Raw genomic sequence first — 22,060 nt, forward strand, 5'->3', positions numbered from 1 at the left:
TCTTTTTTTAATCTGTTACACATTGATAAAGAAAATATACTAAAACGAGTATGCTTGCGGCGGAATACATGACATCTAAAGTCATCTGATTGCCTCCTCATTGTTGTTGTACTTATATTGTATGAAATCTTACAATTTCATATTCAAGTGAAAAATATGTGAACGTTAACAAAATTGTAAAGTGCAAAAATTACAATCATTTTGTATAATAGAAGGAACAACCGTTATATAAAACATAATGATTGAAAGGGGAGGGAACATACATGCCAAATTGGTTTAGAAAAACCTTAGTCGCATTAATTACCGTATTTACATTTGGTTTAGTGACGCCTCCTTCCATATTGCTTGATAATGCCAAAGCTGCGGACAAGCCTACGAGCACAGCTGGGCAACAAAATTTGGAGAGTACGTCCTATACATATGAAGAAACGAATGACAGGTTAACCACTGATACCTTTATTACGTACGCAATGCAAGAAGCAGAGAAGCAGTCGATGCAAAAGTTTGGCACTAAAATTGGTCCAGTAATTGAAGATGAGTTTAAAGATGTAATATTACCGAAAATTGAAGAGGCAATTGCTGAGCTTGCAAGTGATGTACCAGAGGAGTCATTACAATCATTAGCGATTTCTCAAAGACCAGCTGGTGGAAATAATGAAAAGATTTTTCATGTGTATGACACGAAATCTGGAAATGACTTATTGCGATTTCATGTAAGAAGGGATCATCCACCGCAAGATGGTTACTATTTTAATTTCCACTATCATCGATTTGATGATGGGTACACAGGACACCATGAGTTAGGAAATATTTATTGGAATACGAATGTACCGCCAAAATGGCTTTCTTAAAAGAACAAGAGAATATCTTGTTCTTTTTTATTTTTGTAGAAGGGTAAGACAACTACGTTGTTGAATAAGATAGGTTTAGATAAAAGAAGCAAAGGGAGTATGGGAATGCAAAAGTATATTGTTTTTGACTTTGATGGCACATTAGTAGATTCACAAAATATATTTGTACCAATTTATAATCAACTTGCTGAAAAGCACGGGTATAAAACAGTAAGGGAAGAAGAAATTGAGTATTTACGTAAATTAACGATGTCAGAGCGATGTAAACAACTCGATGTACCACTGTATAAACTACCGATATTAGCATTAGAGTTTTATAAATTGTATCAACCTGCTATAAAAGATCTTATTTTGTTCCATGGGATGAAGGATGTATTAGATGAACTACATAAAAAAGGTTACGGAATTGCAGTCATATCATCGAACTCAGAAGAGCATATTCGGGCATTTTTACACAATAATGATATAGAAAATATTCAAGAAGTGTATTGTTCAAAAAATTTGTTCGGGAAAGATAAAATGATAAAAAGGTTTTTAAAATCTAAAAAGATAACAGAGAAAGATATGTTATACGTTGGTGACGAACAGCGAGATGTAGCAGCATGTAAAAAGGCTGGGGTGAACGTAATTTGGGTATCTTGGGGGTATGATGTTATTGAAACAGTGAAAAAAGATGCACCAGATTATATGGTCGATACACCGATGGAAATTGTGCAAGTAGTACAAGGGGCGTATTCTTAATATGAATATACTTCGAGCAGGTATTCATCATATTGAATTTTGGGTAGCAAATTAGAAGAGTCCATTTTTTATGATATGTTATTTTCCATAATTGGATGAAGAAAGGTAAATATAGTATCATATAGTACGGGAGAAAGTGAAATATATTTTAAGGAAGTAGACGAGGAAATCGTAAGGACGTTAGGGCCTAGATAACAAGCTATTAATAGAGAAGTAGCGTATAGACCAAATGTAGAAATGTAAGGGGAATAAAAGTGAAAACAATTACAGCATGGCAAAACAATATACAAATAATAAAAGATGCAGCAAATATTGAAGAAATTTCTAAAGGTTTCTCTCCTGATAAGAAATATATAGTTACGACAATTGATAATGAAAAATATTTGTTACGAATTGGCGATATACAAGAGTATGAAAGAAGGAAAATAGAATTTCAAATTATAAATGAAATGGTAAAACGTAACGTACAGGCACAAAGGCCGATTGAAATAGGTATATTGGAAGAAGAAGGTGTATATAGTATTTTCTCATATATAGAAGGGGAAGATGCGAAGAAACTATTGCCTACGTATTCACCAAAAGAACAATATGAGATTGGTATAGAGGCAGGAAAAGATCTAGCAAAAATGCATACATATGAAGCTCCTAATGATATCCTTCCATGGTATGAAAGAGCAATGAAAAAACACCAAAAATATGTAGAGGCATATAAAACATGTGGAATAAAAATAAAAAATGATGATAAAATCATAAAGTTTATAGATGAAAATGAAAAATATTTAAAGAACCGCCCAAATCGATTTCAACACGATGATTTTCATTTAGAAAATATAATTGTGCGAGATGGGAAATATGTAGGTGTTGTTGATTTTAATGGCTATGACTGGGGCGACCCACTTCATGATTTCGTAAAGATTGCACTATTTGCAAGAGACATTAGTATTCCGTATTCAACCGGACAAATAGAAGGCTACTTTAATGGGAAAATACCAGAGGAGTTCTGGAATTTATATGCGGTATATGTTGGTATGACGGTTTTCTCATCAGTTGTCTGGTCATTACGAGCAGCACCACATATGTTAGATGATACGTTAGAACGCCTTACTATCGTTTTAGAGGATCATAAAAACTTTGAGTTATTAAAGCCAATTTGGTTTCAACCAGAAAAGATTGATATGAAATAGAAAAGGTAGGTGTGATTCACATCTACCTTTATTTTTTACCATTCTTCGTTTTGAAGCAGTTGTAAGGCTAACTTTACATCTACATCTTCTTGTATATGTTCCGGAGTCCACGGGATATGTATATGTGGTTGTATACCAATTCCAGACATTCCTTCGCCTTTATCTATAATAGAAAGCCGTGAAGTAGGATAGTAAAGTGCGAATGTATCAGCCCATTCCATTACTGCTAAATTAGAATAGTCATTTAAACCCGCAGTAGGACGACCTATTACTTTTACTTTCAATGATTTTTTTGCAACTTCTACAAAAGAATCACCAGAACTTCCGCATGTAACATCTGTTAATATAACTACTCTACTAGGTGATTTTCGTCCGTGTATTTTTAATGATTGAAGTTCTTTTGGTAACCCAGACGTTTCAAATGTAACGAATCCTTTTTTATAATTCTTTTTAAAATTTTGAATAAATATATCAGTGAATAATTTGGAAAGCTCGTCTAAAGAATCATAATCTTCCATTTCGATGTCTTTCATACGTAAATGAAAGTTGCGTTCTGTATGATTTAATTGCATTGTATCTGAAGAATCTATAAGGGAAATCTCTTTGTCTTCGAATAAGTAAGGGAGTAGGTTAAAAAATGCATCATCACTACCACCACGATTCAATCGCACATCTATAATTAAGTTAGGAAAAGAATTAAGCTCATCTTTGTGTGAGTCTAATAATTTATTAATTGCTTCAGTATTTGCGAAATCGGTCAAAGTAATTAAGAGTGTATCTTTATCATACTGTTTAAATGAATAAATAGGCGTGTATTCGATTTGTGTATACTTTTGTAAAGTAATGGTTTCGGTTACGCCATTTTCATCTAAAAGTGTAAAATTTGATGATTTTGATAAAACATAATCCCATTTTTCACGTTCATATGTAGATTCATTTAAATACTTCTTATATTTTAATAATAGCTCAGGAATTTTCATATTATCTAATGCTAAAATAGATTGTCCTTTTTTCACTCTTATTTCTTGTGAAGTGGATGTAATAAAAAGGCGGTCTTCATATCTTTTCACTTGGAAGCCAACATTGTTAAGAGGCTGATTGTTAGAGTACATTTTGAAAAACATATGATTATCTTTAAAGTCTAGTAAATAATCACGTACAATTTCAGTAAATTTTACTGGTGTTAATTCTCCTTGTCTCTCTAGTTTATCAACTATTTGTAAATAAGTAGTTGGATCGTCCCATCCTTCTTTATCTATACAGCCTGAATAATCGTGATGAGTAATCGAAACAACTTCTTTAAAAATTTCTACGTACACGGCTTTTCCTCCTGATAATTTAATTAGTTGGATAATAGAATTCTGTATCCTTTACGTATTATCCTTTTTTGGATAAAGAATTTAAAAGGAAATAGAGGGATGTGTTATCATCCCTCTATTAAAATATTTATTTAATTTTCTTAAATGTAAGCGGCTGAGTACTTAACATAGCGGGCACATGTAACTGAAGGGATGGGAATTCGCCACTCACATTCATTTCATATGCAAATAATAGATTCATCTTCATTTGGAATAAATCAACTTCTGCAGAGAAAATGTCGTAGTGATGATGCCCTAATTGAATTTCCATCTCCATAAATTGTACAAATAACGAATCATCTCGTTTATATACTTGTAATGTTCCATATGCAGGATGTTCAAACGTACCAGTATAATCCTCTAACTTGTGAGAAGGTGTAGTTCCTTTAATTTGTTCAGGAAGTGATTCAGTTGCTTCTTTCATCATTTCCTTCATTTTTTCAGTATCTTCTATAGCACGTTTATGCCAATCAATGGATTCTAATTCAAGTAGTTCATCATAGATTTGATTAGCGAGGTAAGTAGGAAGTAATGTACCTCCAGCATTTGTTAAAATGACAAGGCCTATGTTTTCATTTGGTATGAATGAAACGAGCGCTGAAAATCCATCAATATTACCGCCATGATGAACCACCTTATTACCACGATAAGCGCTAATAAACCAACCAAGGCCGTAACTATTTAATGGAGATTCAGGAAGTGATAAAACTGGTTGATCTGGAATTGAATTGTGTGGTGTATACATTTGTTGTAATAATTCAGAGGAGATTAATTCATGATCTCCAAATTTTCCATTGTTTAAGTGAAGAAGTACCCAATTTGCCATATCTTCAATTGTAGAATTAATACATCCAGCAGCGCCGACTGTATCGATGTTACGGAATGGAACTTCTTTTATTTCACCTTCATTTTCAATATAGGGTAAAGCATAATCATCTGTAGTTTGTGAATCTGTAACAGAGAAATTTGTGTGTCTCATATTTAAAGGTTCTAAAATATGTTCTGTAGCGTATTGCTCCCACGTTTGATTTGTGATGTTTTCTACAATATAGCTAATTGTCGCATACATTAAGTTGTTATATAGAAATGAAGTCCGAAACGGTGCATCAAGTGGTAAATGCTTTATTTTTTCAACGAGATCTTTTCGAGATAAGGAAGAGCTATACCAAAGAGCCTCATGGCGGCTTACGCCAGTTCGATGAGAAGCTAAATCTCGTCCGGTAACTTGTGAGCTAGCAAGTAGTTCAGATAAAGAGAAGTTTTGTATATAAGACTGGACAGGAGCATCCCAATTAAACTTTTTTTGCTGCGCTAATAAGCTTAATGAAAGTGTGCCAAAAGCTTTCGTTGAGGAACCAATTGCAAACAAGGTACGCGGTGTAACAGGGGCTTTTGTCTCTAAATTACGATAGCCGAAACCTTCTGAAATAATCATTTCACCGTCTTTTATAACAGCTACAGCAGCACCAGGAACATTTAAATCCTGCATCATTTTTTCAACCGTTGTTTGTAAAGAAGTCATAACAGGAGTTTCAATTTTAGACATACTTTTAACCTCCAAATATAATTTTTGTTCTACCGCACTATACTTTCGGTAATAGAAAATGAAAACCTTTTTAATTATGGAAAGTTAATAATTTTGTAAGGATGAATGAAATTATTATTTATTTAGAATTTTATTTTTATTATAATTAATTTAAATTAAAATTTAGAAAAGACGGTGAAGAAGTGTGCTAACAATAAAGAAATTGCTCTGTGATAATAAAAATAATCCGATAGGTATAGATTCGAAAGTCGTTAAAATTAGTTGGCAACTCGAGTCGAGTAAGCGAAATGTAAAACAACTTGCGTATCAATTGCAGGTTGCGAAGGATAGAGAGTTTAAAACTATAGTATTCGATTCGCAGAAGGTAGAAACAGATCAAAGTTTATATATACCAATCAATTCGTTTTCATATAGTAAGGAAACACGCTATTTTTACCGAGTGAAGGCATGGGATAATCATGAAGAAGAGTCGTCTTGGTCAGAAGTAGCATTTTGGGAGACTGGGTTACAAGGGCAAGACAATTGGAGTGGTAACTGGATTGCTGCGAAAAAAGAACGAGCGCAAGTTATGTCCTTTAATAAAAATTTTACTATTAAAAAAGTAGTTAAAAAAGCGCGTTTATATATCACAAGTTTAGGATTATACGAGGCTTCTATAAATGGAGAGCGCATTGGAGATTGTTATTTTACCCCTGGATGGACAAGTTATGATAAGAGAGTACTGTATCAAACGTATGATATAACGCATTTATTAAAGGGTGAGCAGAATACTATTTCGGTTCTGGTAGGTAATGGCTGGTATAAGGGACCACTTACCGTGCATCATGTACGTAATTATTACGGTAGAAGACGTGTGATAATTGCTCAAGTACATATAACGTATGAAGATGGAACGAAAGAAAAAATTGTCACAGACGAAACATGGAAGGTAACTCCAAGCCCAATTTTGTATTCAGAAATTTATGAAGGGGAGGTTTACGACGCTAGGCTAGAAGAAAGTGGGCAAGGGCTAGAAGATGTTGAAGTAATTGAGCATTCCAAACAAATAATTGTTGCGCAAGAAAACGAAGCAATTCGTAAAATGAAAATTATTAAACCGATTTCTATTTCAAAACTACCGAATCACGAATGGCTCATTGATATGGGGCAAAATATGGTAGGTTGGGTTCAATTTACAGTCCGTCATGTTTATATTGGCCAAAAGATAGAATTGCATCATGCTGAAATATTGAATAAAGACGGTAGTTTTTACACCGGAAATCTCCGAAAGGCAAAACAAAAAATAGTGTATATAGCAAAAGGAGAAGAAGAGGAAACGTTTGAACCTCATTTTACATATCAAGGCTTTAGGTATGTGAAAATAAGTGGATTAACCCAGCCGCCTCAAATAGCAGATTTTGAAGGGATTGTATTACATACGGATATGGAAAAAGCGACTGAATTTGAAACGTCTAATCCATTAATCAATCAACTTCATCATAATGTGGAATGGTCTCAAAGAGGGAACTTTTTTGATGTGCCAACAGATTGTCCGCAGCGAGATGATCGACTTGGATGGACCGGAGATGCACAAATGTTCATTGGGACAGCTACGCAAATTATGAATGTACAATTGTTCTTTAAAAAGTGGCTCCAAGATTTATCATTAGATCAAAATGTTAATGGAGCTGTGCCTTTAGTTATTCCAGATGCTTTTGGGAAAAGAGCGGATTTTGATTTACATACTTCTGGTGGTTGGGGCGATGCAGCAATTATATGCCCATGGGTTCATTATTTACATTACGGAGATGTATCGATTTTAAAAGAACAATATGACAGTATGAAGAAGTATATAGATTACATACGTTCACAAGGTGAGAACGAGTATTTATGGGATACAGGCTATCATTTAGGGGATTGGCTCGCATTAGATACGAAACCAGATGTATATGAAGGCGGAACAGACAAGCATTTTATTGCGACAGCTTATTATGCCTATTCTACATCGCTTTTACGAAGGATTGCTGAGATTTTAGGTGAAAATACAGATGCTAAATTATATGCAGAGTTACATGGGAATATTGTTCAAGCATTTCAAAATGAATTCGTTACACCAAATGGTAGGTTAATTTCAAATACACAAACAGCCCACATATTAGTACTTCTTTTTGAACTAGTGAAAGATGATGTGAATGAGAAAGTATTTAATCGCTTAATTGAGTTATTAAAAGAAAATAAAAATCATTTAACAACAGGTTTTATAGGAACACCGTATTTGAATTTAATATTAAGCAAGTTTAACCGGCATGACCTTGCTTGTAAGCTTCTATTTTATGAAGATTATCCATCATGGTTATACCAAGTGAAAAAAGGTGCCACAACGATTTGGGAACATTGGGATGGCGTGAAAGAGGATGGAACATTTTGGAATGATAGCATGAATTCTTACAATCATTACGCATATGGCTCTATCGTTGAATGGATATACCGATATATTGTTGGATTAGAAATGGATGAGACAAAACCTGCATATAAACATTTTTATGTACAACCACATTTTGATTCGAATATAGAATGGGTTAAAGTAAAACGTGAGACAGCTTATGGAGAAATTAAGATTGAGTGGCGGGTAGAAAAGGAACAAGCTTTTTTATATATTTCTGTACCACCTAATACAAGTGCTACATTACGGATAGACGAAACAAATTGGAAAGCAGAACATGACGTTGGAAGGGATTTAGGATCAGGTGATTATAAATTTACATTTTGTAAAAATATATTGAAGTAGAATTCTGTTTATATAGAAATATATTTTTATTCATTAGGATTATTTAATTCACTGTTTTTCATGTTATGATAAATTTCATATAAGATTGAAAGAAGGTTTTACTACATATGAAACATGCTGAATATGAATACTTAAATTTATGCCGCCATGTAATGGAGCATGGTACGAAGAAAGAAGATCGTACAGGGACAGGCACTGTATCTGTATTTGGATATCAAATGCGTTTTGATCTAAGTAAAGGTTTTCCTTTATTAACGACAAAGAGAGTGCCTTTTCGCCTTGTAGCAAGTGAACTGCTTTGGTTTATGAAAGGTGATACAAATATTCGTTATTTATTGCAGCATAATAATAATATTTGGAATGAATGGGCATTTAAGAGCTGGGTAGAAAGCGATGAGTATACTGGTCCTGATATGACTGATTTCGGTCTTCGCTCACAACAAGATGAGGAATTTAAAGTTCAGTACGATGAGCAAATGGAATTGTTTAAAAAGAACGTTTTAGAAGATGATGATTTCTCAAATAAATATGGTTATTTAGGTGACGTATACGGAAAGCAGTGGCGTGCTTGGAAAACGACAGCTGGTGAGACACTTGATCAATTAAAAGATGTAATTGAAATGATTAAAAAAACGCCAGACTCCCGTCGCCTTATTGTTTCTGCTTGGAATCCTGAAGATGTACCAAGTATGGCATTACCGCCTTGTCATACGCTATTCCAATTTTATGTAGCAGATGGCAAACTTTCTTGTCAGCTATATCAAAGAAGTGGTGACATATTCCTTGGAATTCCATTTAACATTGCAAGTTATTCACTGCTAACACATTTAATTGCACATGAATGTAGTCTTGAAGTGGGAGAATTTGTTCATACAATTGGAGATGCACACATTTATACGAATCATTTTGAACAAGTAGAAAAGCAATTGGCACGTGAACCACGTCCATTCCCGAAACTTACATTAAATCCAGATGTGAAATCTGTATTCGATTTTGAAATGGAAGATTTAACGATTGAAGGATATGATCCACACCCAGCAATTAAAGCACCGGTTGCAGTATAATTGTAGAGGAGATGAAAAAATGATTGTTTCATTTATGGTCGCAATGGACGAGAATAGAGTAATTGGCAAAGATAATAATTTACCTTGGCGTTTACCAAGTGAATTGCAGTATGTAAAGAAAACAACGATGGGCCATTCACTTATTATGGGCAGAAAGAACTACGAAGCAATTGGTAGACCACTCCCTGGAAGACGTAATATTATTGTAACTCGTAATGAAGGGTATCATGTTGAAGGTTGTGAAGTAGCACATTCTGTAGAGGAAGTGTTTGAACTATGCAAAAATGAAGAGGAGATTTTTATTTTTGGTGGAGCGCAAATTTATGATCTCTTTTTACCTTACGTAGACAAGTTATATATAACAAAAATCCACTACGCATTTGAAGGTGATACATTCTTTCCAGAAATGGATATGACAAATTGGAAAGAAGTTTTTGTTGAAAAAGGTTTAACGGATGAAAAGAATCCGTATACGTACTATTATCATGTATATGAGAAACAACAATAATAATAAGGATTGATGTGAAATTCACATCAATCTTTTTATTTGTATTCGTTAATATAAGTTTATAGATGATATTCAATAGTGCTATAATGAAATCTAGCATGTAAAAATGCTAAAATTTTCAAAAGTATTCATATAGAAAGAGGAGGAGAATTGATTGAGAAAGATATGGGGGATTCTTTTTCTTTGCTTAACGTTCATGTTAGTTGGATGCGGTAAAGAAGAAAAACCACAAGAAGCGTTTGATACATATACAAAAGCATGGAATAAACAAAAATTTGCAGAAATGTATGATCAATTATCAGAAAAGGCAAAAAAAGATATTTCGAAGAAAGAGTTCACTGAGAAATATGAAAAAATTTATTCTGGCATTGAAGTGAAAAACTTAAAAGTAGAAGCAGGAGAAGTAAAAGAAGATAAAAAAGATGAAGGGCCTGTTCCTTTTAAAGTAAGTATGGATACAGTCGGTGGTAAAATCAATTTTGCCCATGAAGCAAAAATGGTGAAAGAAAAAGATGGAGATAAAGAATCTTGGAAAATAGATTGGACTCCTGATTTTATATTCCCAGGTATGACAAAAGATAGTAAAGTGCGTATGCAAACGACAGAGCCAAAACGTGGTGAAATATACGATCGTAATGGAAAAGGTCTTGCAACGAATGGGAAAGCTTCTGAAATTGGAATAGTTCCAGAAAAATTAGACGATACTGCTCCGCAAACGAAAGAGACAGTAGCGAAGTTATTAAATATGTCTGTAGAAGAAATTGATCAAAAACTAGCTGCTAAATGGGTAAAACCAGGGTATCTCGTACCAATTGGAATTTTGCCTGAGGGGGCAACGCAAAATACGTACATTGATTTACCAGGTGTTTCAACAAAACCTGTAAATGTTCGTACATATCCGTTAGGGGAAGCGGCAGCTCATCTGACTGGTTATATTGGAAAGGTAAATGCTGAAGATTTAAAAACGCTACAAAAGAAAGGCTATCAAGCTGATGATCCAGTTGGTAAAGCCGGTTTAGAGCAAGTATTAGAGGAAAAGCTACGCGGTAAAAAAGGTGGCCGTGTCTTTGTAGAAGATGCGCAAGGAAAAGAAATTAAAAATTTAGCAAAAACAGATGCTGTTGATGGAGAAAATGTAACTTTAACTATTGATAGTGCTGTTCAAGAAAAAACGTATAATGAAATGAAGGGCGAAGCTGGTTCAAGTGCAGCAATTAATCCGAAAAGTGGAGAAACAATTGCACTAGTAAGTAGTCCAGCATATGATCCTAATATAATTGCACGAGGGACATCGAAGGCACAACGCGAAGCATGGAATAATGATCCGAAAAAACCGATGACGAATCGATTTACACAATTATCAGTTCCAGGATCTGTATTTAAGCCTATTACAGCTGCAATTGGTCTTGAAACGAAAACGATTGATCCAAAAGAAGAGTTGAAAATTGAAGGATTAAAATGGACAAAAGATTCTTCTTGGGGTAATTATTATGTAACACGTGTGAAAGATGCAAATCCGATTGATTTGGATAAGGCGATGAAATACTCGGATAATATTTATTTCGCACAAGAAGCTTTGAAAATCGGAAAAGACAAGTTTATGAGTGAAGCGAAAAAATTCGGATTCGATGAGAAATTACCAATTGAATATGGATTCCCAGCTTCTAAAATCGCAAATGATGGTATTAAAAATGATATTCAAATGGCAGATACAGGATATGGACAAGGACAAGTATTAATGACTCCTCTTCATTTAGCTTTAACGTATGCGCCAATTGTAAATGATGGAACGATTCCATCACCGTATATTATTAAAACAGATAAACAACCAAAAGCTTGGAAAGAAAATGTAATTTCTAAAGGAAATCAGGATATATTAAAAACTGCTATGACGAAAGTAATTAATGATCCAGACGGTACAGGGAAAATTGCTAAAATTGATGGAATGACTCTTGCTGGAAAAACAGGGACAGCGGAATTAAAAGTATCGAAAGAGGCCGAAGGAAAAGAACTAGGCTGGTTCGCTGCATTTGATTTGAATTCACCAGATATGGTCATTACAATGATGATTGAAGATGTAAAAGGTAGAGGCGGAAGTAATATTCCAGCTGAAAAAGTGAAACATGTGTTTCAAAAATAGAAAATGATGAAGACTATCTCCATGGAATGTGGAGGTAGTTTTTTGTTTCACCAAAACGTATTGAAAAGATAGTGTTTATTAACTTACGAAAAAAAAGTAGCTATTTTTTATTGACATTGAACATAACTTTTTGTATTATACTTACATAAGGTAAGTTATTTACTTTCGAAATATAAATCTCAAATTAAAGATAAAATGTGTAAAAGGGAGAGAATACAATGACAAAAGTACTATTTATTACAGCAAATCCAAATTCAGCAGAAGGTTCTTTCGGAGTGGCAGTAGGGGAAGCTTTCATCGAGGCTTATAAAAACGAACATCCACAAGACGAAGTTGTAACAATTGATTTATTCAACACTACAGTCCCAGCAATCGATGCAGATGTATTCGCTGCTTGGGGTAAATTTGCAGCAGGTGAAGGTTTTGAAACTTTAACTGAAGTTCAACAACAAAAAGTTGCAGCAATGAACACAAACTTAGAAACATTTATGCATGCAGATCGTTATGTATTCGTAACTCCAATGTGGAACTTTAGCTATCCACCAGTAGTAAAAGCATATTTAGATAACTTAGCAATCGCAGGTAAAACATTCAAGTATACTGAAAATGGTCCAGTTGGCTTATTAGAAGGCAAAAAAGCACTTCACATTCAAGCAACAGGTGGCGTTTATTCTGAAGGAGCATACGCAGCTGTAGACTTCGGCCGCAATCACTTAAAAACAGTATTAGGATTCATCGGTGTAAATGAAACTGAATACATTGCAGTTGAAGGTATGAATGCAAACCCTGAAAAAGCACCAGAAATTAAAGAAGCAGCAATTGCTAATGCTCGTGAATTAGCAAAACGTTTCTAATATAGAATACTTAAAAATGTCCAAGCACTTGCTGTTTGGACATTTTTTCTTCTTTTTCCTTCGTTTGTCTAGTATAATGAAGGTCGGAATGATAATAGGTGGGGGTTCTGTATGATTCAAACGTTTTTTAAAATCTTTTATTTAATTTTAATCGTAATTGCGATTACACCGAGAATGTGGCGTCTGAAAAGACAAGTAAATACGATGTCGCCACAAGAAAAAGATAATGTTGTGTATAAAACGACAAATTGGTTTGGTAAGAAAATGGTACGTGTAGCTGGTGGGGCAATTGAAGTAAATGGTCTGGAAAATGTTCCAAAAGATAAGCCGGTACTAGTTGTAAGTAATCATCAGAGTAATATGGATATTCCTGTTTTACTAGGTTACTTAAATAAACCAATTGGATTTGTTTCAAAAGCAGAGATTAAGAAGTTTCCAGTTGTACCAACTTGGATGGAACTTATGAATTGTGTATTTATGGTTCGTAATGATCGTCGTCAATCTCTTCAAGCGATTAAAGATGGAATTGAGCTGTTAAAGAACGGGCATTCTATCGTAATCTTCCCAGAAGGGACGAGAAGTAAGGGTGGCGAAATTGGAGAGTTTAAGGCTGGGAGTTTTCACCTTGCAGTAAAGTCAGGTGTAGCAATCTTACCTGTAACGTTAGATGGTACATATAAAATGTTTGAAGCGAATGGAAACCGTATGAAACCAGCTCATGCAACAGTAACAATTTCTAAGCCGATTACACCTGAAGAGTATGCGAATATGGATATTAAAGAATTAACGAAGCATACACAGGATGTTATCGCATCACAATTACATAAGTAATAAAAAAGGTTTCAGCTTAATATAAGCTGAAACCTTTTTTATGCTGTAGGTAAGACATAAAAGAGTACGCAGAAGAACATCATCGCACTACCACCTAAAACGAAAAGATGCCAAATGGCATGATTGAAAGGTAACTTTTCCCAAAGGAAGAATATAGCCCCTACAGAATATAAAATTCCACCTGCTAAAAGTAGTGAAAAACCATGTCCAGTTAGATTTTCATAAAGTGGTTTAATAGCAACAATTATGAGCCATCCCATTATGATATAGCATAATGTTGATGCCTTAATAAAGCGACGTACAAAGAAAATTTTGAAGATGATACCTCCGAGTGCTAGTGTCCATATAATAGCGAGTAACGTCCAGCCTAATGGTCCGCGAAGCGTAATAAGTAAAAAAGGAGTATATGTGCCAGCGATTAATAAATAAATGGCTGAGTGATCAAGTATAGTAAATAATTTTTCTACTTTTGGATGATGAATGCTATGTAACAAGGTCGAAAACAAGTACAGTAAAAACATGCTTACACCATAAACCGTAAATGCAACTACAGCAGATGCGGTACCATGCTTAGAGGCATGAATAATTAATATAATTAAGGCAGGGATGCTTAAAATGGCACCGATACCATGTGTAATTGCATTTGCAATTTCTTCTTTCACAAAATGCGTCATTCGTGTCATTTTTTTAGTCATAATGCAAATCCTTTCTACTATCATAAAATAATATGCCATTTCCCTTACCATATCATACACAAGGGCAATAGAAAATGAAATTTGTATAATTGATTATATTTTTGAATTTTTTTGACAAAAGGCAATGGATTTGTTGACGTTTTCAAACTTTTTTGACAAAATAAAATTATGCAATAGTAGGACAAGGAATCTACTAATAAAGGGGATGGAGAAATGTTTTCAAATATTGGCTTTCCAGGATTAATTTTAATTTTAGTAGCTGTACTCATTTTGTTTGGGCCGAAAAAATTGCCAGAAATCGGAAAGGCTTTAGGGGAAACGTTAAAAGAATTCAAAAAATCAACGAAAGAATTGACTGATGATGCATTTCAAGAGAAGGAAAAGAAAGAAAAAATGTAATGAATTTTCCTCGAAATGGATAAATAAAGTGTGGTGAACGAGATGGAAGATCGGGAAATGAGCGTAGTAGAACATATTGTTGAGCTTCGCAAACGAGTAATATATACAGTACTATCCTTTGTTCTATTTTTAATTATCGGATTTACTTTTACGAAGGATATTTATTTTTGGCTAGTAAAAGATTTACCAATGAAATTAACTGTTCTCGGTCCAAGTGATGTATTATGGATTTTTTTCTCGATTGCTACAGTATTTGCTATCGTTTGTACAATTCCTTTTGCTGCTATACAAATTTGGTTATTTGTAAAACCGGGTTTACATCCAAATGAACAAAAAATGACAGTAATGTATATACCGGTATTGTCTATATTATTTATTGCAGGTTTATGTTTTGGATATTTCGTTGTAATGCCGTTTTTATTTCATTTTTTAACTACGATAGGTAATGAAATGTTTAATACGATGTTTACGACAGAAAAGTATTTTCATTTTGTTCTTAATTTAACAGTTCCATTTGCTGTAATTTTTGAATTACCTGTAGTTGTCATGTTTTTAACGAGTATTGGACTGTTAACGGCGGAATTGCTAATAAAAATAAGAAGGTATGCTTACGTAGCATTGATTATCATTGCATCGTGTATATCACCGCCGGATTTTTTATCACATAGTTTAGTAGCGGTACCACTTATTTGTATTTATGAAATTAGTATCGCTTTATCAAAGATTGTCAGTAAGCGGAAAAAGAAAAGAGAAGAAGAAATACAGTCGAAAAGTGCCTCGTTATAAAGGCACTTTTTTTATTTATTTGTTATACTTTAGACATAAACGTATACAATATATAGAAGAAAAAAATTATAGAATCTCCAAAATTTAGACAAACTTTGCACTTTGCTAAGTTTATACTAAAATTATTAAGCAATATACGGATAACGGGATTCCTGTCTGATCGGATATTTAGGACGGAGGATGAATAGAGTATAAATCTTCTAACCAAAAGGACTACAGGGATTGACTAAGGATACTTTTGTATTCATAGAAGTCTCCACTTTAAACAACGTGTTTTAGCGTAAAGTAGAGGAAGTTCAAAAATCCAATGAAAAAGAGGATTGATATTGTGATTACGAAAAGTTTTTATTTCACTCATTCAACAGGGGATTGTATTAAAATATTCGAAATCCCTGTCCTACAGGCACAGCATCCATTATCGTTTCTAATTCAGTCTCGTCTTCAATTATTTATTGCAAAAATTCAAAAACAAAAGCACCCAAGATTTTCGTATTCTTTCCGTGAATATTTGCAAAATTGTTTGAAGTGGAATGATTATTTAAATGTATATAAAACAAATACCCTTGAAAAAAATGCATGATACAGAGTATGGACAGGGTTAGTAAACTCTGTCTTTTTCATTTTAGGTATAAAAATATAATTAATTTGGTGAAATTTGTTCGAAATTGTTGAAAGCACAGGGAATGCTAGTATAATAACAAGGAGAGCGTATTGGAAAGGGAAGAATATAATATGCAAAAAATTAAAATTGTAACAGATTCAACTGCAGATTTAACGCAGGATGTAATCGAAAAGTATGGCATTCATGTGCTACCATTATCAATCTCTGTAAATGGACAAACATATTTAGATCGCGTTGATTTACAACCTGATGAATTTATTGAAGAAATGATTAAATCAGAGGAATTACCAAAAACATCACAACCGGCAATGGGTACATTTGTAGAAATGTATGACAAGTTAGGTGAAGATGGAAGTGAAGTACTTTCCATTCATATGACAAGTGGAATGAGTGGTACTGTGGCAACTGCCAATAGTGCTGCATCAATGACCGACACAAAAGTAACAGTTGTTGATTCTCAATTTATTACACATGCTTTAGCATATCAAGTAATAGAAGCTGCAAAAATGGCAAATGAAGGACGCTCACTAGAAGAAATTTTAAAACGTGTAGATGAAGTGAGAAAGAATACTCGTTTATATGTAGTAGTAGATACATTAGAAAATTTAGTGAAGGGTGGGCGTATCGGTAAAGGAAAAGCGTTTATCGGTTCGCTACTTAATATAAAGCCAATTGCTAGCCTTGAAGATGGTGTTTATAACCCTGTAACGAAAGTGCGTAGCCAAGGTCAAATTGTAAAAACGTTAGCTAAGTTATTTGAGGAAGATACAGCTGGAAAAGTTGTAAAAGCTGTTGCAATTCCGCATGCGAAAGCAATTCCTTTAGCTGAAAATGTAAAAGCGGCTGTTGAAAAAGTGAGTGGATTTGCTCAATCAGAAATTTTCTTTACAACGCCTATTATTAGTACTCATACAGGTCCGGGTGCAATTGGATTTATGTATTTAGCAGAGTAATAAAAAAGCTACTTGAAATGAATTTTCAAGTAGCTTTTTTTATGTGAATAGAAAGTAAGAAATAAGAAGGGTTATACAGGCACTCCCGCTAATGATATAGCGAGTCTGTAAATATTCATTCATAGAAAACACCCACTGATTAAAGTTTTACTTTATGATTTTCTATAGTATATGTTGGATATAGAAAATAAGTAGTTACGTTATACGTGTAATGTTTCAATTTTTTCATTTACTTGCTTACCGTTTGTTGCGTTATTATAAGTAAAGGTTTGGCCTAAAAAGAGTACATGCAGTTGTTCCCACGGTAACATACGTAAATTCCAATTATTTCGAAGTCTTGTTACTGCCTCGCGGGGTGTTTCATCGGCGAGGGCAAAAGCTCCGTAATGCATCGGTATAAAGTGTGTAGCGTTTAAATCTAAATAAGCTTGCACTGCCTCTTCAGGTGAAACATGAGATGCTTTCATAAACCACTCTGGTTCATAAGCGCCAATTGGCATAAGGGCAATATCAATTGAAAAGCGTCTGCCAATTTCTTTGAAACCTTGGAAATAGCCACTGTCACCACAAAAATAAACGGTTTCTTTCGTTAGTTCATTATTAATAATCCATCCACCCCAGTGAGATGTATTCATATCAAATAAGGATCTTCTCGTCCAGTGCTGAGCAGGTACGAAGTGAAAGGAAACATCATTAATGATCGTGTTTTCCCACCAATTATACTCTTCTACACGAGTAAATTTTTTGCGAGTAAATAGTTTTTTCAGTCCAATAGGTACAAGGTATAAAACATCATCATTTAGCTGGCGAAGCGATGAAAAATCTAAATGATCATAATGACCGTGTGAAATGAGGACAATATCAATTTTAGGTAGTTCTTGTATAGAAAGACCAGGTTCAGTAAGTCTTGGAACTAATTTTAATTTAGTAGCCCATACTGGATCTGTTAATATATTCAGCCCATTCGTTTGGATAAGGAATGTGGAATGACCAATCCAAGTTACAGACGTCTTTTCAAAGTTGTTTTGTAGGAATTTACTTTGTTTAACAGGTGATTGTTCTACTAAAAAAGAAAAATCCTTTTTATTTTGTTTTCGTTCTTTTCGCCAACGTATAAAGGAACGAATTGATTTTTTTGTACTCACATTATCCATGTTTTCATAACGTTTTGTCATGAACATCACCTCATTTAAAATCGTTGTAATTGTATTGTACCGAAATGTTGTTAAGGAATACAGTGTATAACATGGATGAATGTTTAAGGAATTGTTAAAAAATAGGGGGATGCGTTTACAAAAGTAACAATAAAATTAGTTTTGCAACTTCTATTTAGAGAAATAATAGTAAAAAATAAATTTTGTCTAGTAATTGGCTTGAAATAAAGAAGTAACATACGTAAATTCGTACGATTTCGTGAACAAATGTAGTAAACAATTTTCTCGTAGTGTTAACTTTTGTTATGATAAACATAACCTATTTAAATTTAGGATAGAGAAAAGAGGTTTATAAATGAAGCGTTATCAAAAAATAATTGGTCTTATGGTTGTATTTTGTCTCTTTGTACTTGCTGGATGTAGTGGATCGGGTTCAAAGCTTCGTAAACCATTGAATTGGGATTTAGAAACTTTCCAATTTACAAATCAAGATGGAAAGTCATTTGGTACAAAAGATTTAAAAGGGAAAGTTTGGGTTGCAGATTTTATGTTCACAAATTGCCAAACAGTTTGTCCGCCAATGACTGCTAATATGGCAAAACTGCAAAAGATGGCCAAAGAAGAGAAATTAGACGTTCAGTTTGTTTCGTTCAGTGTAGATCCAGACCTTGATAAGCCGGAGAATTTGAAGGCTTTCATTCAAAAGTTTACAGAGGATACAAGTAACTGGAATTTATTAACGGGTTATTCATTAGAAGATATTACAAAGTTTTCAAAAGATAATTTCCAATCACTTGTAGATAAACCTGAGGATGGTCAAGTTATACATGGTACATCATTTTATTTAATTGATCAAAACGGAAAAGTAATGAAAAAGTATAGTGGTATTAGTAATACGCCGTATGAAGACATTATACGTGATATGAAGAGACTAGTGGATTAAAAAGAAGGGTGCACAGCACCCTTCTTTTTTTTACATTAGTCTATGGATAAAATGTCATGCTGTTGTGGAAGTTTTGGTGCCCGAATTTCTAACACGCCGTTTTGATACGAAGCTTTCGCTGCTTTTTTATTAATTGAGTACGGTAATTTAATCAATCTTGATGCTTCTGAAATGGAACGTTCTCGGCGATAATAGTTATGAGATGTTTCTTCCTCGACCTCTTCAAGTATCTCTTCTTTTACAGAGACTTTTAAGTATTCACTTTGTATTTCAATTTGAATTTGTTCTTTTTGTATACCTGGTAGTTCAGCTGTAACAACGAGTTCTTCACCAACTTCATATAAATCTACGGGGAATGTTAATAAACGATTTCCTTTTTGGAAAAAATGATTTAAATCAGCAATTACATTGCGAAGTGGTGTTTGCTCGAAGAAATCATCAATTTGCTTTAAATAATTGCGAACCGGTGGGCGAGAAGAGTCTTTTTTTTCTTCACTCATGGTATTCCCTCCTAGAAATCAATTTGCAATATCATATGACAAAAGCGGAGAAAGGTGATTGCCTAGTTTTCATGTTTTCATAAAAAATTGTTAAAAATGTGAAATGGAGTGATTTTTTTATAGTTTTTGGTCGCCATATTCAATTGATTATGCTAGTATAAATAGGGTTGATATAGTAGTATATAGACAGAATGAAAACTGAAAGAGGGTAAGAAGTATGTGTGGTTTTGTAGGATGTTTATGTGAAAACCCTAGAGAGTTTTCAGAAACAGAAAAACATCAATTTGAAAATATGAACACGATGATTTTCCACCGCGGTCCAGATGACGAAGGATATTTTCGTGATGAACATGTACAATTTGGCTTCCGCCGTTTAAGCATCATTGACTTAGAGGCAGGACATCAGCCGCTAACTTATGAAAATGATCGATATGTAATTATTTTTAATGGTGAAATTTACAACTATGTAGAATTACGTGAAATGTTACTTGAAAAAGGTGCAACGTTTGCAACACAATCTGATACAGAAGTTATCATTGCATTGTATGCACATATGAAAGAAAAATGTGTAGACTATCTTCGTGGTATGTTTGCATTTATGATTTGGGATCGTGAAGAGAAGAAACTTTTCGGTGCACGTGACCATTTCGGTATTAAACCTTTATACGTCGCACAACAAGGTGATACTACATTCTTCGCATCTGAGAAGAAAAGTATTATGCATGTGATGGAAGATAAAGGCGTTAATCCAACGTCACTACAACATTACTTTACGTACCAATATGGTCCAGAGCCAGAAACATTAACAATTGATGTTAATAAAATCGAGCCTGGTCATTATTTCGTAAAAGAAATCGGTAAAGAGATGGAAATCCATCGCTACTGGAAACCTTATTTCAATGCTTCAAGCGCAACGAAAGAGGAGCATATCCAAGCAATTCGTGATGTGTTATATGATTCAGTAAAAGTGCATATGCGCAGTGATGTACCAGTAGGTTCATTCTTATCTGGTGGTATTGATTCATCTATTATCGCTTCTATCGCAAGAGAAATGAATCCAAATCTTTTAACATTCTCTATTGGTTTTGAACAACGTGGTTTCAGTGAAGTTGATGTTGCCAAAGAAACTGCTGAGAAATTAGGCGTTAAAAACCATAACGTATTCATTTCAGCGAAAGAGTTTATGGATGAGTTCCCAAAAATCATTTGGCATATGGATGATCCTTTAGCAGATCCAGCAGCTGTACCATTGTACTTCGTTGCAAAAGAAGCACGTAAGCATGTAACAGTTGTTCTTTCAGGTGAAGGTGCAGACGAGCTATTTGGTGGTTATAACATTTATCGTGAGCCAAACTCACTAAAAATGTTCTCTTACATTCCTAGCCCAGGTAAGAGCGTTCTAAAAGCATTAAGTGGTGCTCTTAAAGAAGGCTTTAAAGGAAAGAGCTTCCTAGAGCGTGGATGTACGCCAATTGAAGAGCGTTACTATGGAAACGCGAAAATCTTCCGTGAAGAAGAGAAAGTTGAATTAATGAAGTATTACAATGAAAGTGTTAACTATATGGATATCACGAAACCATTGTATAACGAGATTAAAGATTATGATGATGTAAGCAAAATGCAGTACATTGACATGTTCACATGGTTACGCGGTGACATTTTATTAAAAGCTGATAAAATGACAATGGCAAACTCATTAGAACTTCGTGTACCGTTCTTAGATAAAGAAGTATTTGATGTTGCATCTAAAATTCCAACTGAATTTAAGATTGCTAACGGAACTACGAAAGCTATTTTACGTGAAGCGGCACGCGGAATCGTTCCAGATCACGTATTAGATCGTAAAAAACTTGGATTCCCAGTACCAATTCGTCACTGGTTAAAAGACGAAATGCATGATTGGGCTATCAATATTATAAACGAGAGTAAAACAGAGCATTTAATCGACAAACAGTATGTATTAAACTTACTGGAAGCACATTGTGCAGATAAAGGCGATTATAGCCGTAAAATTTGGACTGTACTTGCGTTTATGGTATGGCATCAAATTTATGTTGAGCATAAATACGATACGAATAAGTTCCACGAAGAAACGAAACGTGCATATAGCTTAGTTTAATTAGAAAAACCTTAAGATCGCATATGGTCTTAAGGTTTTTTTCAT

Annotated in this window: 20 protein-coding genes and 1 pseudogene; 16 read left to right on the forward strand and 5 right to left on the reverse strand. The window is 34.0% G+C overall.

The features are described 5' to 3' along the window. Positions 1–263: 263 nt before the first annotated feature. From QCI41_RS01175 to QCI41_RS01190, 4 genes and pseudogenes are all read left to right on the forward strand, one after another. Positions 264–851: a YpjP family protein gene (locus QCI41_RS01175; RefSeq protein ID WP_353838638.1), complete on the forward strand. Its 588-nt coding sequence runs from the start codon at positions 264–266 to the stop codon at positions 849–851. Between the two features lie 105 nt (positions 852–956). Next, positions 957–1,592 carry an HAD family hydrolase gene (locus QCI41_RS01180; protein ID WP_353838637.1) on the forward strand — a complete coding sequence of 212 codons (636 nt, stop codon included), beginning with the start codon at positions 957–959 and terminating at the stop codon, positions 1,590–1,592. A gap of 1 nt (position 1,593) precedes the next feature. Next, positions 1,594–1,784, forward strand: a pseudogene (locus QCI41_RS01185) (VOC family protein); the annotation flags it as partial. 62 nt (positions 1,785–1,846) lie between these two features. Then, a complete protein-coding gene (locus QCI41_RS01190) occupies positions 1,847–2,776 on the forward strand; it encodes an aminoglycoside phosphotransferase family protein (RefSeq protein ID WP_353838636.1) in 930 nt (309 codons plus the stop codon). A 35-nt stretch (positions 2,777–2,811) separates the two neighbouring features. Here the strand turns inward: QCI41_RS01190 and QCI41_RS01195 are convergent, their stop codons facing one another. Next, complete coding sequence (locus QCI41_RS01195) at positions 2,812–4,095, reverse strand: S41 family peptidase (protein WP_353838635.1); 1,284 nt, start codon at positions 4,093–4,095, stop codon at positions 2,812–2,814. A 127-nt stretch (positions 4,096–4,222) separates the two neighbouring features. Beyond that, positions 4,223–5,680 (reverse strand): serine hydrolase, encoded by a 1,458-nt coding sequence (locus QCI41_RS01200; protein ID WP_353838634.1) that lies wholly within the window; start codon positions 5,678–5,680, stop codon positions 4,223–4,225. A 184-nt stretch (positions 5,681–5,864) separates the two neighbouring features. On the opposite strand from QCI41_RS01200, the gene QCI41_RS01205 reads away from it, so the two are divergent. The 6 genes from QCI41_RS01205 to QCI41_RS01230 all read left to right on the forward strand — a co-directional run bounded on the left by QCI41_RS01205 (position 5,865) and on the right by QCI41_RS01230 (position 13,844). Beyond that, the gene (locus tag QCI41_RS01205) at positions 5,865–8,447 is read left to right on the forward strand and encodes a family 78 glycoside hydrolase catalytic domain (RefSeq protein WP_353838633.1); all 2,583 of its coding nucleotides are present in this window, start codon (positions 5,865–5,867) and stop codon (positions 8,445–8,447) included. 107 nt (positions 8,448–8,554) lie between these two features. Further along, the gene (locus QCI41_RS01210; protein ID WP_353838632.1) at positions 8,555–9,511 is read left to right on the forward strand and encodes a thymidylate synthase; all 957 of its coding nucleotides are present in this window, start codon (positions 8,555–8,557) and stop codon (positions 9,509–9,511) included. 19 nt (positions 9,512–9,530) lie between these two features. Then, the gene (locus QCI41_RS01215) at positions 9,531–10,019 is read left to right on the forward strand and encodes a dihydrofolate reductase (protein ID WP_000637215.1); all 489 of its coding nucleotides are present in this window, start codon (positions 9,531–9,533) and stop codon (positions 10,017–10,019) included. Between the two features lie 154 nt (positions 10,020–10,173). Further along, positions 10,174–12,159 carry a penicillin-binding protein 3 gene (gene pbpC / locus QCI41_RS01220; RefSeq protein ID WP_001227226.1) on the forward strand — a complete coding sequence of 662 codons (1,986 nt, stop codon included), beginning with the start codon at positions 10,174–10,176 and terminating at the stop codon, positions 12,157–12,159. 218 nt (positions 12,160–12,377) lie between these two features. Beyond that, positions 12,378–13,013, forward strand: coding sequence for an FMN-dependent NADH-azoreductase (locus QCI41_RS01225; RefSeq protein ID WP_000170043.1), 636 nt, complete (start codon positions 12,378–12,380; stop codon positions 13,011–13,013). A gap of 111 nt (positions 13,014–13,124) precedes the next feature. Continuing rightward, on the forward strand, positions 13,125–13,844 hold the full coding sequence (locus tag QCI41_RS01230) for a lysophospholipid acyltransferase family protein (protein WP_000616595.1): 720 nt from the start codon (positions 13,125–13,127) through the stop codon (positions 13,842–13,844). A 38-nt stretch (positions 13,845–13,882) separates the two neighbouring features. On the opposite strand, the gene trhA is transcribed toward QCI41_RS01230, so the two are convergent. Then, on the reverse strand, positions 13,883–14,539 hold the full coding sequence (gene trhA / locus QCI41_RS01235) for a PAQR family membrane homeostasis protein TrhA (protein ID WP_353838631.1): 657 nt from the start codon (positions 14,537–14,539) through the stop codon (positions 13,883–13,885). 213 nt (positions 14,540–14,752) lie between these two features. On the opposite strand from trhA, the gene QCI41_RS01240 reads away from it, so the two are divergent. The 4 genes from QCI41_RS01240 to QCI41_RS01255 all read left to right on the forward strand — a co-directional run bounded on the left by QCI41_RS01240 (position 14,753) and on the right by QCI41_RS01255 (position 17,299). Beyond that, on the forward strand, positions 14,753–14,938 hold the full coding sequence (locus QCI41_RS01240) for a twin-arginine translocase TatA/TatE family subunit (protein ID WP_000492443.1): 186 nt from the start codon (positions 14,753–14,755) through the stop codon (positions 14,936–14,938). A gap of 42 nt (positions 14,939–14,980) precedes the next feature. Then, complete coding sequence (gene tatC / locus QCI41_RS01245) at positions 14,981–15,724, forward strand: twin-arginine translocase subunit TatC (protein ID WP_000390128.1); 744 nt, start codon at positions 14,981–14,983, stop codon at positions 15,722–15,724. Positions 15,725–16,052: 328 nt separating this feature from the next. Then, on the forward strand, positions 16,053–16,304 hold the full coding sequence (locus QCI41_RS01250) for a DUF2535 family protein (protein WP_000629012.1): 252 nt from the start codon (positions 16,053–16,055) through the stop codon (positions 16,302–16,304). Between the two features lie 152 nt (positions 16,305–16,456). Beyond that, positions 16,457–17,299, forward strand: a complete 843-nt coding sequence (locus QCI41_RS01255; protein WP_033657798.1) for a DegV family protein — start codon at positions 16,457–16,459, stop codon at positions 17,297–17,299. Positions 17,300–17,499: 200 nt separating this feature from the next. Here QCI41_RS01255 and QCI41_RS01260 read toward each other — a convergent pair whose 3' ends face one another. Continuing rightward, positions 17,500–18,474 (reverse strand): MBL fold metallo-hydrolase, encoded by a 975-nt coding sequence (locus QCI41_RS01260; RefSeq protein WP_060488628.1) that lies wholly within the window; start codon positions 18,472–18,474, stop codon positions 17,500–17,502. Between the two features lie 334 nt (positions 18,475–18,808). On the opposite strand from QCI41_RS01260, the gene QCI41_RS01265 reads away from it, so the two are divergent. Beyond that, positions 18,809–19,396, forward strand: coding sequence for an SCO family protein (locus tag QCI41_RS01265; protein WP_046959312.1), 588 nt, complete (start codon positions 18,809–18,811; stop codon positions 19,394–19,396). 35 nt (positions 19,397–19,431) lie between these two features. On the opposite strand, the gene QCI41_RS01270 is transcribed toward QCI41_RS01265, so the two are convergent. Then, positions 19,432–19,896, reverse strand: a complete 465-nt coding sequence (locus QCI41_RS01270; protein ID WP_001288088.1) for an Hsp20/alpha crystallin family protein — start codon at positions 19,894–19,896, stop codon at positions 19,432–19,434. A 217-nt stretch (positions 19,897–20,113) separates the two neighbouring features. On the opposite strand from QCI41_RS01270, the gene asnB reads away from it, so the two are divergent. Beyond that, on the forward strand, positions 20,114–22,015 hold the full coding sequence (asnB, locus tag QCI41_RS01275) for an asparagine synthase (glutamine-hydrolyzing) (RefSeq protein ID WP_000333826.1): 1,902 nt from the start codon (positions 20,114–20,116) through the stop codon (positions 22,013–22,015). Positions 22,016–22,060 lie beyond the last annotated feature (45 nt).

It is taken from the genome of Bacillus cereus group sp. MG4, assembly GCF_040460055.1.
GTDB classification, from domain to species: Bacteria; Bacillota; Bacilli; order Bacillales; family Bacillaceae_G; genus Bacillus_A; species Bacillus_A wiedmannii.

Bases quoted from the DNA above. Each gene is read 5' to 3' on its own strand.
- QCI41_RS01175 (WP_353838638.1), top strand. From the start codon at position 264: ATGCCAAATTGGTTTAGAAAAACCTTAGTCGCATTAATTACCGTATTT.
- QCI41_RS01180 (WP_353838637.1), top strand. From the start codon at position 957: ATGCAAAAGTATATTGTTTTTGACTTTGATGGCACATTAGTAGATTCA.
- QCI41_RS01200 (WP_353838634.1), bottom strand. From the start codon at position 5,680: ATGTCTAAAATTGAAACTCCTGTTATGACTTCTTTACAAACAACGGTT.
- QCI41_RS01210 (WP_353838632.1), top strand. From the start codon at position 8,555: ATGAAACATGCTGAATATGAATACTTAAATTTATGCCGCCATGTAATG.
- QCI41_RS01215 (WP_000637215.1), top strand. From the start codon at position 9,531: ATGATTGTTTCATTTATGGTCGCAATGGACGAGAATAGAGTAATTGGC.
- QCI41_RS01225 (WP_000170043.1), top strand. From the start codon at position 12,378: ATGACAAAAGTACTATTTATTACAGCAAATCCAAATTCAGCAGAAGGT.
- QCI41_RS01230 (WP_000616595.1), top strand. From the start codon at position 13,125: ATGATTCAAACGTTTTTTAAAATCTTTTATTTAATTTTAATCGTAATT.
- trhA (WP_353838631.1), bottom strand. From the start codon at position 14,539: ATGACTAAAAAAATGACACGAATGACGCATTTTGTGAAAGAAGAAATT.
- QCI41_RS01240 (WP_000492443.1), top strand. From the start codon at position 14,753: ATGTTTTCAAATATTGGCTTTCCAGGATTAATTTTAATTTTAGTAGCT.
- tatC (WP_000390128.1), top strand. From the start codon at position 14,981: ATGGAAGATCGGGAAATGAGCGTAGTAGAACATATTGTTGAGCTTCGC.
- QCI41_RS01255 (WP_033657798.1), top strand. From the start codon at position 16,457: ATGCAAAAAATTAAAATTGTAACAGATTCAACTGCAGATTTAACGCAG.
- QCI41_RS01260 (WP_060488628.1), bottom strand. From the start codon at position 18,474: ATGACAAAACGTTATGAAAACATGGATAATGTGAGTACAAAAAAATCA.
- QCI41_RS01265 (WP_046959312.1), top strand. From the start codon at position 18,809: ATGAAGCGTTATCAAAAAATAATTGGTCTTATGGTTGTATTTTGTCTC.
- QCI41_RS01270 (WP_001288088.1), bottom strand. From the start codon at position 19,896: ATGAGTGAAGAAAAAAAAGACTCTTCTCGCCCACCGGTTCGCAATTAT.
- asnB (WP_000333826.1), top strand. From the start codon at position 20,114: ATGTGTGGTTTTGTAGGATGTTTATGTGAAAACCCTAGAGAGTTTTCA.